Origin of the sequence: Yersinia vastinensis (assembly GCF_044905075.1) — a bacterium.
Lineage (GTDB): Bacteria > Pseudomonadota > Gammaproteobacteria > Enterobacterales > Enterobacteriaceae > Yersinia > Yersinia vastinensis.
The window spans coordinates 4,690,848-4,705,820 of sequence record NZ_CP173260.1; the positions used below are offsets into that span (position 1 = coordinate 4,690,848).

Consider the following 14,973-nt stretch of genomic DNA (forward strand, 5'->3'; position numbering starts at 1 on the left):
TCAAGACTTTGATATTTCTTCTGCCTGCCGAAACAGGCTTCGATATCGTCTTGCGAGTGCCCACACAGATTGTCTGATAAATTGTTAAAGAGCGTTCGTTACCTGTTTGCCTTGCGGCGAATCTTACGGTAACGCGGGAGGCAGATAATACGCTTTCCCGCTGAAGAGTCAAGGTTTTCTTTTGTTTCTTTCGAAGTCAAAATCATTCTTTTCTCTTCCTGACCCGGCGAAGTGTGTTTCGTTGTTCCCGGTCAGTGGAGGCGCATTATAGGGAGTTCCTGACAGCCTGCAACCCCTAATTTAAAAAAACTTTTCAACCGTGTTTTTTTTCAGCAAAAATGGGGTAAAAGGCCAATATTTAAACAAATATTAAGCTAAACATTCAGTACCCGAGTTAAACAGTAGAGTAAAATAGAAGTATAAGAAGACAGATAGGACAAAACACCATGCAACTAAATACCCAACAACAGGCCGCCCAGCGCAATCTTTCATATCTGCTGGCCGAAAAAATTGGCCAGCGCATTCTCGCAGGAGAATATGAAGCCGGCAGCATATTGCCTGGCGAGATAGAGTTGGGGGAGCAATTTGGTGTTAGCCGTACTGCTGTACGTGAAGCGGTGAAAATGTTGGCAGCAAAAGGGATGTTATTACCACGACCACGAATTGGTACCCGCGTAATGCCGCAAGCAAATTGGAACTACCTTGATCAAGAATTATTGACCTGGTGGGTGAACAGGGAGAATTTCGATGAAGTCATGCAGCACTTCCTTATATTAAGGAGATCACTTGAACCTCAAGCCTGTTCACTGGCGGCTATCAATGCGAATGAACAGCAGCGGGAACTGTTGGCTTCATTAATAGAAGAGATGCGGGCGCTGCACATCCAGTTTAACCGCGAGCGCTGGATTCAAGTGGATGCTCAGTTTCATCAATTAATTTATGAAGCCAGCGGCAATCCATTTCTGACATCTTTCGCCAATTTATTCAGTTCGGTGTATCACAGCTATTTTCGTGCCATTACTGGTGATGAGGTGATTAAGCTGCAACACCATCAGGATATTGTCGATACCATTCTCGCGCGAGACAGCCAAGGTGCATTATTGGCTTGCCAAGTGTTATTAACAGAGAAAGATTAGCCGCGAGATGTTATTTATATCTATATAAATAGAGAGGGTATTCCTCCCAATATAACCAGGACGGACAATGATAAAATCTGCACGTAGCATGGCGGGACTTCCCTGGATAGCCGCCATGGCTTTCTTTATGCAGGCTTTGGATGCCACCATACTGAATACGGCACTCCCATCAATAGCTGAAAGCCTTAACCGATCCCCACTGACTATGCAGTCAGCCATCATCAGTTATACCCTGACCGTCGCCATGTTGATTCCCGTGAGTGGTTGGTTGGCTGATCGCTTCGGAACCCGACGCATTTTCATTCTGGCGGTTTCACTATTTACGTTAGGGTCATTATTGTGTGCACTTTCAGATTCATTGCACTTTTTGGTCGCATCTCGTGTGATTCAAGGTGTCGGGGGAGCCATGATGATGCCGGTAGCTCGGCTGGCGCTCATTCGAGCTTACCCACGCAGTGAGTTATTGCCAGTCTTAAACTTTGTCACCATCCCCGGATTAATCGGCCCTGTCATGGGGCCACTACTCGGTGGGCTGCTGGTGACCTATGCCACATGGCATTGGATTTTTATCCTTAATATTCCTATTGGCTTGCTCGGTATCTTTTACGCTCGTAAATATATGCCGGATTTCACCATGCCTAAACGCACCTTTGATTTTATCGGTTTCCTGCTATTCGGCAGCAGTTTAGTCATGATATCCGTAAGTCTGGAAATTATGGGCCGGCCCGATATTGCTGATTATCTACCTGCCGCGACAATGGCCGGTGGCTTATTAATGCTGTTCTTCTATATATTCCATGCTAAACACCATCCAAATCCACTGATTGGTTTACCACTGTTTAAGACCCGAACCTTCTCGGTCGGGATTGCAGGTAACGTAGCGTCACGTCTGGGTACGGGGTGTGTACCGTTCCTGATGCCATTGATGTTGCAGGTTGGATTTGGTTATTCAGCAATTATTGCTGGTTGCATGATGGCCCCCACAGCGATTGGTTCGATGATGGCGAAATCTGTGGTAACTCAAGTATTGCGTTCGTTGGGCTACCGTAAGGTGTTGGTAGGGGTGACGGTGATTATCGGTATTCTGATTGCCTTGTTTGCATTGCAATCACCGGGTATGTCGCCTTGGATGATGATATTGCCACTTTTTGTCTTGGGTATGGCGATGTCGACACAATTTACCGCGATGAATACCATAACGCTGGCTGACTTAACGGATAACAATGCCAGTTCAGGAAACAGTGTTTTGGCCGTGACCCAGCAACTTGCCATTAGCTTTGGGGTTGCTATCAGTGCTGTCGTCTTGCGATTCTACGATGGATTATCTGTGGGTGATAATGTCGATCACTTCCACTACACCTTTATTACCATGGGTGTAGTGACTTTACTGTCCTCTGCGGTGTTCTTATTACTCAAACCGAAAGATGGCAATAATCTCATTAAGGGTCGAATAGTGAAAAAAGCCACGCAACCCGCAGAGAGTGAAGTTTAACGGGTTGTCACTGATCCCCGCTCGATAAGCTCGGGAGTAAGAATCAGAACTTGTGGTTCCGCTTCCGGGTTATTGAGCCGATGAATAAGCGTATCAATAGCAAGTTCACCCAGATCATCTTTAGGTTGATGAATCGTCGTTAGCGGTGGCGTCATATATTGTGCGATTTCAATATCATCGTAACCAATAACGGCCATATCTTGCGGAATGGATAACCCTGCCTGATGCAAAGCCTGATAAACCCCAACAGCCATCGCATCGTTGCTGGTAAAGACCGCTTCAGGTGGCTCGGCCAATGCCAGTAACTGTTTCATGGCAACCAAACCGCCACTAAATTCAAAATCACTAGCCACTTCGTACCCCGGTAACACCGGTAAACCAGCACGATCCATTGCTTGGCGGAATCCTTCCAAACGTTCTTTAGCTGGTGTTTTATCTTGTGGGCCAGCAATACAGGCAATTCGGGTATATCCTCTGGCAATTAAATATGAGGTTGCCATTTCCCCGCCTAATAATGAGTTGTCCTGAATAACGTCATTGACCCCTTCGAAAGGGGCCCAGTCCATCATAATGATCGGCAACGAAGGATAACAACGCAGAATATCCTGTGATGGACGATGACTTTCGGTACACATTAATAGCAACCCATCGACACGCTTTTGCATTAAGGTTTCAATGCTGCGGCTCATGCGGTCAATATCGCCCTCGGTATTACACAGAATTAAGCTATAGCCACGTTCATAGCAACTACGCTCAACGCCACGCACCACTTCAGCATAAAACGGGTTGCTACTGGCAGTAACTAACATACCGATGGTTCTGGTTTGATTGAGTTTTAAACTCCGCGCCAGCGCAGAAGGGGCATAGTTGAGTTGCTTGATGGCAGCTTGCACTTTGTCGCGGATAGGATCGCTGACAAAACGGTTTTTATTAATCACATGCGAGACTGTTGAGGTTGATACGCCCGCGAGGCGGGCGACATCTTTCATGGTGGCCAAAGTTATACCCGGTCTTGTAAGAAACTGTCGATCTCGGCCCGCCATGGAATGGACGGTTGCGCGCCAGAACGAGTGACCGCAATAGCCGCCGCAGCGTGAGCAAAACGGACTGCTAAGCCCATCGATTGACCTTCTAATAAAGCAGTCAGTAATGCGCCATTAAATGTATCACCAGCAGCAATGGTATCGACTGCATTCACCTTGAACCCAGCGATCAATTTCCCTTCCCCTTGCACACTAAGCCATACCCCACGACTACCCAACGTAATGATGACGGTCGCGATCCCTTTATCATGCAGAATTTGTGCTGCTTTCGCTGCATCATCATCCTGCTCAATATGTACGCCGGTTAAGCGCTCTGCTTCTGTTTCATTCGGGGTTATCATATCCACCAGCGTTAACAGCTCATCTGGCAGTTCGCGGGCTGGGGCCGGGTTAAGGATAACTTGGGTTTGATGCTGTTTTGCCAGTTTAGCGGCAGCAATAACCGTCTCAAGTGGTGATTCTAGTTGCATCAAGAGTGCATCAGCATCGATAACTTGCTGTTGGTAGCGATCAAGATAGTCGGGCGTGACTGCTGAGTTTGCACCGGCATCAATGCCAATCACATTCTCGCCTTCACCATTCACAAAAATCAGTGCAACCCCAGTGGTAGCGCCTTTTATCGCTTCGATTGGTGCAGTATCAATATTATCGCTGGCTAACTGCTGGCGCACCCGGTCACCAATATCATCTTCACCCACACAGGCAATAAACGCGATATTCGCCCCACTACGGCCAGCAGCAACCGCTTGGTTAGCGCCTTTGCCACCGAAAGCAACTTTATACTGCTTCCCGATCACCGTTTCACCTGGACGCGGAAACTGCTCAATATTCAAAATATGGTCGGCATTGATGCTGCCTAGAACCACTAATTTACCTGTTTCCATCACATGTATTCCTTTATAGATGACGTCACCGCCCAGATAACTGTGGCGGCGACGTTATGCCCTGCTTTTCTTTATTTTTTAATGAAGAACGTTATTGCTTAGTCACTAACTTCAAATCAACCGGGATAACTGCCTGTACTTTTTCGCCTTTCAATACTTTATCCGCAGTTTGTACCCCAATGACACCAATCTGATCTGGGCGTTGGGCAATAGTTGCGCCCATTTTGCCGCTTTCTACAGCTTTGATTCCATCGTCAGTACCGTCAAAGCCAACCACTAACACGTCAGTTTTACCCGCAGTCTGCAAGGCACGCAGTGCACCTAACGCCATTTCATCGTTCTGAGCAAATACAGCTTGAACATCCGGGTGGGCCGTCAGCAGGTTCTGCATGACGTTCAGACCTTTGGTGCGGTCAAAATCAGCCGGTTGGCTAGCCAGCAACTGGAATTTATTTTTCTCCATTGACTGCTTAAAGCCTTCACCACGTTCACGAGCCGCAGACGCACCCGCAATCCCTTCCAACTGAATCACTTTGGCATCGGTGCCTGCTTTCTTAGCGATGAAATCACCCGCCATTTTGCCGCCGAAGCGGTTATCAGATGCTACGTGACTGACTACAGTCCCAGCATTAGCCAGACGGTCAAGGGTGATCACTGGAATATTGGCCTGATTCGCCATTTTAACCGCGTTACCCACAGCATCAGAGTCTGTTGGGTTAATCAACAGCAACTTAGTGCCACGAACAGTTAAATCCTGCACGTTAGCCAACTCTTTCGCCGGGTTGTTTTGGGAGTCCAATATCACCAGATTGTAGCCAAGTTTATCCGCTTCTTTTTGTGCCCCGTCTTTCATTGAAACAAAGAACGGGTTATTCAGCGTGGAAACTACCAGCGCGATCGTGTCTTTTGCCAGCGCGTTAGCACTTACGGTAGCGCTCAGTGCAACAACAGAGATCAATGTAGCCAGTTTTTTCATTTTCATGGTCGCAATTTCCTGTAGGGAGTTAGCTAACTCAATTTAGTAGGCGTTATTGTCGCTGACAGTCTGGGTGCGGCCAGCGCGTAAGAACCGAAACGTACACAAAGTACGTGAGGATTCTAAGCACTGCCCAACGCCAAAATGGTCAGTAAAATAACCTACTGCTTTTTATTGTCTACCAACACCGCCAGCAGGATAACCACTGCTTTAACGATCATTTGGTAGTAGGAGGAGACACCCAATAAATTTAAACCGTTATTTAAAAAGCCGAGGATTAATGCGCCGATTAGGGTGCCAACAATCCGCCCTTTCCCCCCAGCAAGGCTAGTACCACCCAGAACGACTGCTGCGATTGCATCCAGTTCATAGCCAGTACCGGCGGTAGGTTGTGCTGACGACAAACGGGCAACTTCGATAATCCCTGCCAATGCCGCTAACAACCCACATAATGAATAAACAATAATTTTGACTTTATCGACACTGATACCCGAGAGGCGAGTCGCTGATTCATTTCCCCCCAGAGCATAGATATAACGCCCCAGCCGCGTGTGATGCAGCATGTACCACGCAGTAATAAAGACAATCGCCATCAACCAAATCGGAGTGGGTATCCCCAATGGGCGGCCAATACCAAACCAGCCAAAGGTATCTGCTACATCAGTAAAACCGGTATTTATCGGGCTGCCATTGGTATAAACCATGGTTACGCCACGCAATAACAGCATCATGACCAATGTAGCAATAAATGCCTGCACTTTGCCTTTAGCAACAATCACCCCTGTGATGCCGCCAACAAACGCCCCCAATGCCAATGCGGCTCCAACAGCTACCAGAGCATTAACCTCCAGCCCAACAATCGAGGCCGCAACTGCACCAGTCAATGCCAGTAATGACCCCACCGACAGATCAATCCCTGACGTGAGGATAACCAGCGTCATGCCGACAGCCATGATGGCGTTAACCGACGTCTGCTGGAGAATGTTGAACATGTTATTAAGGGTAAAGAAGTTCGGGCTAAGTGACGAAACCACAGCAATCAGCACCAGCAGCGCAATCAGTGATTTTTGTTCTAACAACCATTCTTTACTGAACCAGCGTTTTGTCTGGATAGTCTGGGAACTCATATCTGATCACTCCTGCTCTGCACACTATGACTTACCGAGCCATTATTTATAAATGAATCACGTTTGCCGACGGCGGCGGCCATCAATACTTCCTGAGTCGCTTGTTCGATTGAGAATTCGCCACTGAGTTGACCCTCATGCATCACAATAATGCGGTCACTCATACCTAGCACTTCTGGCATTTCAGAGGAGACTAAGATGATGCTCAGCCCTTCTTGTTTAAATTGGTTAATTAGCTGGTAAATCTCTTTTTTCGCCCCGACGTCTACCCCGCGGGTGGGCTCATCCAAGATCAATACTTTTGGCCGAGTCATCAAACCGCGCGCGATAGCTACTTTTTGCTGATTACCACCGGACAACAGACCAATAGGCTGTTCCATGGAAGGCGTTTTAATATTAAATAAGCGAATGAAGTCCGCCACCGCTTGTTGCTCATCCGCATGTTTGAGTGAACCACCGCTGCGGCTGAAATAACGCAACGCCGTCAAAGACATATTCTCTTTAACCGACATGCCGAGTATTAAACCATCACGTTTGCGGTCTTCGGAAATATAGACAATACCGTTTGCCAAGCCATCTTGTGGGGAATGGGTGACAACTTCACGCCCATCAAGGATGACAAAACCAGATTTACGCGGCAGTGCACCATAGATGATTTTCATCAGTTCAGTACGGCCTGCGCCCATCAAGCCAGCAACCCCCAAGATCTCGCCACTGTAGAGGGTGAAATTGACGTTTTTCACACCGGGGCCGCATAGCTGTTTGACCTGCAAGCGCTTTTCGCCACGCGGTAAATTCAAGCGCGGGTATTGTTCTTCTAGCTTGCGCCCCACCATCATCTCAATCAGGGAGTTTTCCGTCAGGCTGCTTACCGGTTTCTCGGCAATAAACTGCCCATCACGAAATACCGTGACATCGTCGCAAATCTCAAAGATTTCTTTTAGTCGGTGGGAGATATAAACAATACCGCGGCCTTCCGCTTTCAACTCGTTAATTACGTTAAATAGTGAGGCGGTTTCGGTATCGGTCAGCGCATCCGTTGGCTCATCCATAATGATAACTTTGGATTCGAAACTCAGCACTTTGGCGATTTCCACCATTTGCTGATCACCGATGGAAAGCTCACCCACCAGCCGATGGCTGCTGTAACTGATATTGAGGCGCGCTAGCAGTAAATCGGCTTCGGCATACATCTTTTTCCAATCAATGCCGCCAAAACGATTAACAAACTCACGCCCTAAAAAGATGTTTTCTGCGATGGTTAACTGTGGGATCAGGTTAAGTTCCTGATGAATAATGCCAATCCCCGCTTCCTGCGAGTCTTTCGGGCCATTAAACACCACTTCTTTACCCAAGAAATGCTGACTGCCGGCATCCTTACTGTAGATGCCAGTCAGTACTTTCATCATGGTCGATTTTCCGGCCCCATTTTCGCCTACCAGTGCCATCACTCGGCCAGGATAGACACTAAGCGCGGCACCGGAGAGTGCTTTGACGCCGGGAAAGGCTTTATCAATCCCTTTCAGTTGCAGCAAAGGTTGCATAAATGCCTCAGAAAGTTACGCCGGAGCTGAGAATGATGTTAGCAAAGGGGGAACATTCCCCGCTACGAATCACGGCTCGGCTTTGTTTGGTCTGCTCTTTAAAAGCCTCATGGCTGATATAGTGCAAAACAATTTGGTTTCCCTGGTGTTGCTCAAGTTGTGTTAGTTGGGCGAGTAACGCTTCATGGAGTTGGGGATTATTTTTAACTATCTCCTGTGCAAGGTAGGCACTCTCAACCTGCATTTCTTGCGTTACCACCTCAAGAACCTGGAGGAAACCAGGGACGCCTCGTGTCAGTGCCAAATCGATACGTGTGGTGGTTGCCGGTATCGGCAGCCCCGCATCACCTATCACAATCTGATCGGTATGACCCAGACGAGAGATAACAGCGGAAATATCAGAATTCAGTAATGCGCCTTTTTTCATTTTTTACTCCAACAGCGAAACGTTTCGCTGATACTGAGTTTAGGAAAATGACAGCAGAAGGCAAACCCAATTTGGTGAAATTGTGATCGTCATCGAAACGTTTCGCTGAACCGATACAAAGCGGATGACAAATAATCAGAATATTGAATATTTTCTGATAGAGAGATAATCAACGTAAAAAAGGCCGTTAATCATAACGGCCTTCATCGCTAAATCTCGACTTGCGTCCCGAGTTCTATGACCCGGTTGGGGGGGATCTCAAACTGATCGGCTGCGCGTAGCGCATTGCGGCTAAGAGCAACAAATAACTTGCCTCGCAAGAACAGATACCATGGACGCTTGGTCAGAATAAGTGACTCGTGAGACATAAAGAATGAGGTTTCCATCATCTGGCACGGCAAACCTTCCAAACCACAGCGATGGAAAATCTCTTCCACGTTTGGTGTTTCCCGCCAACCATAACTGGCGACAACACGCCAGAATGTTGGTGAAAGCTGCTCGATAGTTACCCGGTTCACATTATGAACATAAGGCGCATCTTCAGTTCGCAATGTCAGCAACACCACCCGCTCATGCAACACTTTGTTGTGTTTAAGGTTATGCAGTAACGCAAACGGAATGACATTCATCGCTCGCGACATATAGACCGCCGTCCCTGTTACGCGCACTGGTGGCGATTTTTCCAATGAGGCAATCATCGCTTCCAGTGAATTCCCGTGTTCATGCATACGACGCAGCAGACTGAAACGCTCGCTTTTCCAAGTGGTCATGATGATAAACATCACGAGACCCAGTGATAACGGTAACCAGCCACCAGAGAATAATTTCAGGGCGTTAGCGGAGAACATAGGCACATCGATAATCAGCAAAACCACCAGCAGACAGCCAACAAAAGCACGATTCCAATGCCAGTTTTTCAACGCCACAGTACAGAACAGAATACTGGTTATCACCATGGTGCCGGTCACTGCAATCCCGTAAGCCGCGGCTAAATTACTGGAACGCTCAAAGCCGACAATCACCAACACGACGGCCAAATACAGTGTCCAGTTAATTACCGGTATATATATCTGACCTGATTCCATTTCTGACGTATGAATAATCCGCATCGGCGGTAAATAACCTAAACGAACCGCCTGCCGAGTCAGTGAGAATACACCGGAGATAACAGCCTGCGAGGCAATAACGGTCGCCAGCGTTGCCAGTATTAATAATGGGATCAGTGCCCAGTCTGGGGCTAATAGGAAGAAGGGGTTTTTGATGGCTTCTGGGTTTTTCAGTAATAACGCGCCCTGACCAAAATAATTCAGCACTAATGACGGTAAAACCACCGTAAACCATGCCAACCGAATAGGAAATTTACCAAAGTGCCCCATATCGGCATATAGCGCCTCCACCCCTGTAATAGCCAGAACCACAGCGCCAAGGGCAAAGAATGAAACAGATTTGTATTCGGTAAAGAAGCTTATTGCCCACTTAGGATTCAATGCAGCCAAAACATCTGGGTTTGCGATAATGCTACGCAGACCAAGGAGTGCCAAAGTCAGGAACCACACCAACATAACAGGTGCAAATAACTTACCAACACTACCCGTGCCGTGTTTTTGAATAACAAACAGCAGAGTCAATACCGCAATAGAGCAGGGGACAATGTAGGGATCAAGCGCGGGCGCGGCAATTTCCAACCCTTCAATGGCCGACATAACCGATATTGCGGGCGTGATAACCACTTCACCATAAAAAAAGCTGCCGCCAATTAAGCCGAGTATCACCAAAATTGAAGTGGCTCTGGAAGACGTATTACGCCCAGCCAAAGACATCAACGTTAAAATCCCACCTTCACCGGCGTTATCTGCGCGCATGACATAGGTCAGATATTTAACTGAGACAATCAGAATTAACATCCAGAAAATCAGCGATAAAAACCCAAACACCACATCTGGGCGAACATCAAAACCATAATGACCAGAAAAGCACTCTCTCAAGGTATAGAGCGGGCTAGTACCAATGTCACCGTAAACCACCCCTATTGCAGCCAGAGTTACCGCCGATAAAGACTGTTTATGTTCTGTGCTCATAATTGATTTCTTTTTGCTAGAACATCCATTAACTGATGCGTGTATTTAAGAACCACTTTAGCGGCTCCTGTATTCTTTGCGTGCCCACCAAAAGGCGCACAGTATGCACGATTTCAATGGATTGCCTACTCTTAAATCAATCAGCTAAAGAGGCTAATATGTATAAAAATATGACTAATCAACAAACTATCCTATTACGATGATCGCGTAATACCACAAAGAAAAAGAGGATTTATTTCCCGTTATCAGGTAAAAATCAATCAACTAACAGAGCATATAGAGCAATTATGGCGCAATCATCACAATTAGCTGAAAGAATCTCCCGTTTGAGCAGTGCGCTTGAAAGTGGTTTGTATGAAAGACAGGAAGCTATCCGTTTGTGTTTGCTGGCCGCCCTCAGTGGTGAGAGTGTATTCCTACTTGGCCCTCCGGGAATTGCTAAAAGCCTGATTGCCCGTCGTCTGAAATTTGCTTTCCGTAATGCTCGCGCATTTGAATATCTGATGACCCGCTTTTCTACACCTGAAGAGGTGTTTGGTCCGCTCTCTATTCAAGCATTGAAAGAAGAAGGGCGCTATCAGCGTATGACCGGAGGTTACCTGCCCGAAGCTGAAATCGTCTTTCTTGATGAGATCTGGAAAGCAGGCCCCGCTATCCTGAATACATTACTTACCGCCATTAATGAGCGGCGTTTTCGTAATGGTGATCGGGAGGACAGTATTCCAATGCGCTTGCTAGTGACCGCTTCGAACGAGCTACCCGATGCCGACAGCAGCCTCGAAGCACTTTACGACCGAATGCTGATTCGCCTTTGGTTAGATCGCGTGCAAGAAAAACAAAATTTCCGCTCATTATTGCTCAGTCGGCAAGATGAAAATCATAACCCTGTAGCGGAAAATCTCAGTATTAGCGATGAAGAGTTTTACCAGTGGCAACCCTTGATTGATAAAATCACACTACCGGATCACTGTTTTGAGCTTATCTTTCAGTTACGTCAACGGCTCAGTGCACAAGAACAAGCGCCGTATGTCTCTGATCGGCGTTGGAAAAAAGCACTACGCTTATTGCAAGCCAGTGCCTTTTTCAGCGGCCGGAGCGAAATTGCTCCTATCGATTTAATTTTGCTAAAAGATTGCCTATGGCATGACCTGAGTACACTAAAGCTGCTACAGCACCAATTGGAGCAACTCTTAACTGAGCAGGGATACCAGCAGCAAAGCCTGTCAATGAAGCTGCAACATATTCATAGTCAATGGTTGCAGCACCAACAACAGCAAAGTGACCATCAAGCACTGACCGTCACCAAACAAAGCGGCATGTTCAGCCGTAAACCGCAATATGCCCTGCCAGAGCACTTAACCGACAGCACGCTGACCCTATTACTGCAAAAACCGCTTAGTTTGCATGATATTCAAGTTAATCATCTGCAAATTGAGAAAGAGGCCTTGGCGCAATGGCTGAATAAAGGTGGGGTATTACGTGCAAAATTAAATGGTGTGGGTTATGCCCAATCCATTGATGCAGAAATTGATGAACAAATGCATATCATTGTGCTGGATGTGAGTCGCCAGTCATCAATACTCTCACAACCCGGAGCAGCCACTACCAGTGTGCCACCTGAATTGCTGGTGGAACTGACTGAATTGGAAAATAGCCAGGCTGAACAACGGCGATTATTCAGTCAACATCAGCCTTGCTTATTCACACCGTCCTCTTGGTTGGCAAAAATAGAAGCCAGCTTGTTGCAAGTGGCGGAACAATTGAAACAGCAACAACAAACACTGCGCGGTCACTGATCAATGCTCAGTCTGGCAACATTGGATTTGCTGCTATCGATAAGTGAAAGTGAGCTTATTGAAGAAATGGTCGTGGGATTACTGGCATCCCCTCAATTGGCGCTGTTCTTTGAAAAATTCCCGCGTATTAAACGGGCCTTAATGAAGGATATCCCCGGCTGGAAGCAAAATTTACAACAGCGCATCCATGAAGCTAAGGTTCCTGCGGGGCTGGCTGATGAGTTTTACCTATATCAACAAAGCCTACTCGAACATAGCCCACAATTTTATGCGCACCTCCCTGAGATAGTCGCACAACTACAGCAATGGCATTCCCCTTTTGCTGCACAAGCAACAACATTATTACAAACCGCAGATTTAGAAAGGAATCCACAAACCGGCGACAGCCTGCAAACCCTCTTTTTGCAACGCTGGCGAGTCAGCTTGACGTTACAAACCATCACTATTCATCACCAACTACTCGAACAAGAGCGAGAGCAACTTTTAGCAGAGTTACAGCAAAGATTGGCACTCAGTGGTGCATTGGAACCAATTTTGGCGACCAATGAGGGTGCCGCTGGGCGGCTTTGGGATATGAGTCAAGGGCATCTACAGCGCGGTGATTATCAATTATTACTGCAATATGGCGATTTTCTACAGCAACAGCCGGAATTGCAGCAACTCGCTGAACAACTCGGTCGTAGCCGTTCAGCCAAAGCACAGCCCACACCCGATGCGCGTTTTGAGCCTTACACAGTGATGGTGCGCCAACCAGATGCGGTACCAGAAGAAGTCAGTGGCATTCATCAAAGCAATGATATTTTGCGGTTACTCCCGACTGAGTTAGTCATGCTGGGGATGAGTGAACTGGAGTTCGAATTTTACCGCCGCCTACTGGAGCGGCGCTTGCTCACTTATCGCTTACAAGGTGATGACTGGCAAGAGAAAACGTTACAACGGCCCGTCAGCCTTAAAAGTCATGATGAGCATCCTCGTGGCCCCTTTATTGTTTGTGTTGATACCTCGGGTTCGATGGGCGGGTTTAATGAACAATGTGCCAAAGCTTTTTGTTTAGCACTACTTCGTATTGCATTGGCGGATAACCGCCGCTGTTACATCATGCTCTTTGCGACAGAAATAATTCACTACGAACTATCCGCAGCCAATGGTATTGAACAAGCAATACGCTTTCTCAGCCAGCATTTTCGTGGTGGCACGGATCTGGCAGCCTGTTTAGCCAGCACGCTGAGCAAAATGGAAGATCGGGAATGGTACGATGCTGACGCGGTGATCATCTCAGACTTTATTGCCCAGCGCTTACCCGAAGATTTGATCAGAAAGATTAAAATCCAGCAGCAAGCTCACCAACACAGATTTCATGCCGTGGCGATGTCAGCCTATGGCAAGCCCGGTATCATGCGTATTTTCGATCATATCTGGCGCTTTGATACCGGTTTAAAAAGCCGCTTGATGCGCCGCTGGAAGCGATAGCATATTTAGTTAAGTAGGCCCGCCCCAACGTTAATTGACAGCCCCAATATCGTCATATTGAAAACAAAAGATAATACTGACTGCAATAGCACTACGCGGCGGATATCTGATGTGCCAGTTGCCACATCGGCAGTTTGTGAAGCCACGCCGATAGTGAATGAGAAATAAAGAAAATCCCAATAGGAAGGCGTGGTTATCTCTTTAGGGAAGAGTAACGGCAACGTGGTTTCATCGTCATCACGACGCATATAAAACAGATGGGCGTAATGCATGGTAAACGCCGTGGGTAATAATAGCCACGACACTAATAAAGTCATGCCGGTCAGTATCAGATGGACGGCTTTCGCCGAACCCGTCAACTGATTTGCAGTACTCAACTCAAACAATATAACCAGAATGCTGGCCAAACACGCCATGCTGACAATCGTCAAAACCATGCTGGCACTCTCATCTTGCACTTTGGCTATTTTACCGATTTTTTTCGGATCAGTACGTAAGAGTTGCAGCCATAAAAAGAGCAAATAGAGCCAAGCAGAAACATTCCAACTAACCATTAACCGCAATAATGCAGTTTCATGCAATGGAAGCAAAAAATAAGTGGCAATCCCAGCAGCGGCTGAAAACAATAACCGTGGCCGAGCATGTAAATAGTGCCTAATTGGATGAAATATAACCATAATATCAACAACCTTATAGATAGTTATATTGAATATAGACCATAGGGGTAGATAAGACACTAACCCGTAGCCTAAAAAAAGAGCAAAATAGTGTTTTATTGAAACTATAAATTCATATTAACTTTCATACAATTAAGTTCTAAAATATATCCTAACTGACATTAAAAAAATCAATAAGCAATATAATCAACTTATTAGTAATAACAAATTTAACACAAGAATTTCACACAACTCACTTCATCAACACCCATAAAATATGTGGGAATCATCCTACATCAACTCTGCTCTCTGTCTTATATTAGCCTCTGTGCTAAGGCTATATA

General features: G+C 46.7%; 12 protein-coding genes. 4 read left to right on the plus strand and 8 right to left on the minus strand.

The window, feature by feature from the left end; all coding sequences use genetic code 11:
• Positions 1-446: 446 nt before the first annotated feature.
• Positions 447-1,136 carry a FadR/GntR family transcriptional regulator gene (locus ACIOG0_RS21710; RefSeq protein WP_050140100.1) on the plus strand — a complete coding sequence of 230 codons (690 nt, stop codon included), beginning with the start codon at positions 447-449 and terminating at the stop codon, positions 1,134-1,136.
• Positions 1,137-1,203: 67 nt separating this feature from the next.
• A complete protein-coding gene (gene mdtD, locus ACIOG0_RS21715; RefSeq protein ID WP_050099262.1) occupies positions 1,204-2,628 on the plus strand; it encodes a multidrug transporter subunit MdtD in 1,425 nt (474 codons plus the stop codon).
• Here the strand turns inward: mdtD and rbsR are convergent.
• The 7 genes from rbsR to kup all read right to left on the minus strand — a co-directional run bounded on the left by rbsR (position 2,625) and on the right by kup (position 10,707).
• A complete protein-coding gene (gene rbsR, locus ACIOG0_RS21720) occupies positions 2,625-3,626 on the minus strand; it encodes a ribose operon transcriptional repressor RbsR (RefSeq protein WP_050099264.1) in 1,002 nt (333 codons plus the stop codon). The genes mdtD and rbsR overlap by 4 nt on opposite strands.
• A gap of 2 nt (positions 3,627-3,628) precedes the next feature.
• Positions 3,629-4,555, minus strand: a complete 927-nt coding sequence (gene rbsK / locus ACIOG0_RS21725) for a ribokinase (RefSeq protein ID WP_050099266.1) — start codon at positions 4,553-4,555, stop codon at positions 3,629-3,631.
• Between the two features lie 91 nt (positions 4,556-4,646).
• The gene (gene rbsB / locus ACIOG0_RS21730; RefSeq protein ID WP_050099268.1) at positions 4,647-5,537 is read right to left on the minus strand and encodes a ribose ABC transporter substrate-binding protein RbsB; all 891 of its coding nucleotides are present in this window, start codon (positions 5,535-5,537) and stop codon (positions 4,647-4,649) included.
• A 155-nt stretch (positions 5,538-5,692) separates the two neighbouring features.
• Positions 5,693-6,658 carry a ribose ABC transporter permease gene (rbsC, locus tag ACIOG0_RS21735; protein WP_128451705.1) on the minus strand — a complete coding sequence of 322 codons (966 nt, stop codon included), beginning with the start codon at positions 6,656-6,658 and terminating at the stop codon, positions 5,693-5,695.
• Complete coding sequence (rbsA, locus tag ACIOG0_RS21740; protein ID WP_050295582.1) at positions 6,655-8,202, minus strand: ribose ABC transporter ATP-binding protein RbsA; 1,548 nt, start codon at positions 8,200-8,202, stop codon at positions 6,655-6,657. Before rbsA ends, rbsC begins: the two co-directional genes overlap by 4 nt.
• 7 nt (positions 8,203-8,209) lie before the next feature.
• Positions 8,210-8,629 (minus strand): D-ribose pyranase, encoded by a 420-nt coding sequence (gene rbsD, locus ACIOG0_RS21745; RefSeq protein WP_050099273.1) that lies wholly within the window; start codon positions 8,627-8,629, stop codon positions 8,210-8,212.
• A gap of 209 nt (positions 8,630-8,838) precedes the next feature.
• A complete protein-coding gene (gene kup, locus ACIOG0_RS21750; protein ID WP_050099275.1) occupies positions 8,839-10,707 on the minus strand; it encodes a low affinity potassium transporter Kup in 1,869 nt (622 codons plus the stop codon).
• A 287-nt stretch (positions 10,708-10,994) separates the two neighbouring features.
• On the opposite strand from kup, the gene ravA reads away from it, so the two are divergent.
• Positions 10,995-12,503: an ATPase RavA gene (gene ravA / locus ACIOG0_RS21755; RefSeq protein WP_128451706.1), complete on the plus strand. Its 1,509-nt coding sequence runs from the start codon at positions 10,995-10,997 to the stop codon at positions 12,501-12,503.
• 3 nt (positions 12,504-12,506) lie between these two features.
• A complete protein-coding gene (gene viaA / locus ACIOG0_RS21760) occupies positions 12,507-13,973 on the plus strand; it encodes an ATPase RavA stimulator ViaA (protein ID WP_050099278.1) in 1,467 nt (488 codons plus the stop codon).
• Between the two features lie 5 nt (positions 13,974-13,978).
• Here viaA and ACIOG0_RS21765 read toward each other — a convergent pair whose 3' ends face one another.
• Positions 13,979-14,650, minus strand: coding sequence for a DUF1345 domain-containing protein (locus ACIOG0_RS21765; protein WP_050099280.1), 672 nt, complete (start codon positions 14,648-14,650; stop codon positions 13,979-13,981).
• Between the last annotated feature and the right edge of the window lie 323 nt (positions 14,651-14,973).

Bases quoted from the DNA above. Each gene is read 5' to 3' on its own strand.
- ACIOG0_RS21710 (WP_050140100.1), top strand. From the start codon at position 447: ATGCAACTAAATACCCAACAACAGGCCGCCCAGCGCAATCTTTCATAT.
- mdtD (WP_050099262.1), top strand. From the start codon at position 1,204: ATGATAAAATCTGCACGTAGCATGGCGGGACTTCCCTGGATAGCCGCC.
- rbsK (WP_050099266.1), bottom strand. From the start codon at position 4,555: ATGGAAACAGGTAAATTAGTGGTTCTAGGCAGCATCAATGCCGACCAT.
- rbsB (WP_050099268.1), bottom strand. From the start codon at position 5,537: ATGAAAATGAAAAAACTGGCTACATTGATCTCTGTTGTTGCACTGAGC.
- rbsC (WP_128451705.1), bottom strand. From the start codon at position 6,658: ATGAGTTCCCAGACTATCCAGACAAAACGCTGGTTCAGTAAAGAATGG.
- rbsA (WP_050295582.1), bottom strand. From the start codon at position 8,202: ATGCAACCTTTGCTGCAACTGAAAGGGATTGATAAAGCCTTTCCCGGC.
- rbsD (WP_050099273.1), bottom strand. From the start codon at position 8,629: ATGAAAAAAGGCGCATTACTGAATTCTGATATTTCCGCTGTTATCTCT.
- kup (WP_050099275.1), bottom strand. From the start codon at position 10,707: ATGAGCACAGAACATAAACAGTCTTTATCGGCGGTAACTCTGGCTGCA.
- ravA (WP_128451706.1), top strand. From the start codon at position 10,995: ATGGCGCAATCATCACAATTAGCTGAAAGAATCTCCCGTTTGAGCAGT.
- viaA (WP_050099278.1), top strand. From the start codon at position 12,507: ATGCTCAGTCTGGCAACATTGGATTTGCTGCTATCGATAAGTGAAAGT.
- ACIOG0_RS21765 (WP_050099280.1), bottom strand. From the start codon at position 14,650: ATGGTTATATTTCATCCAATTAGGCACTATTTACATGCTCGGCCACGG.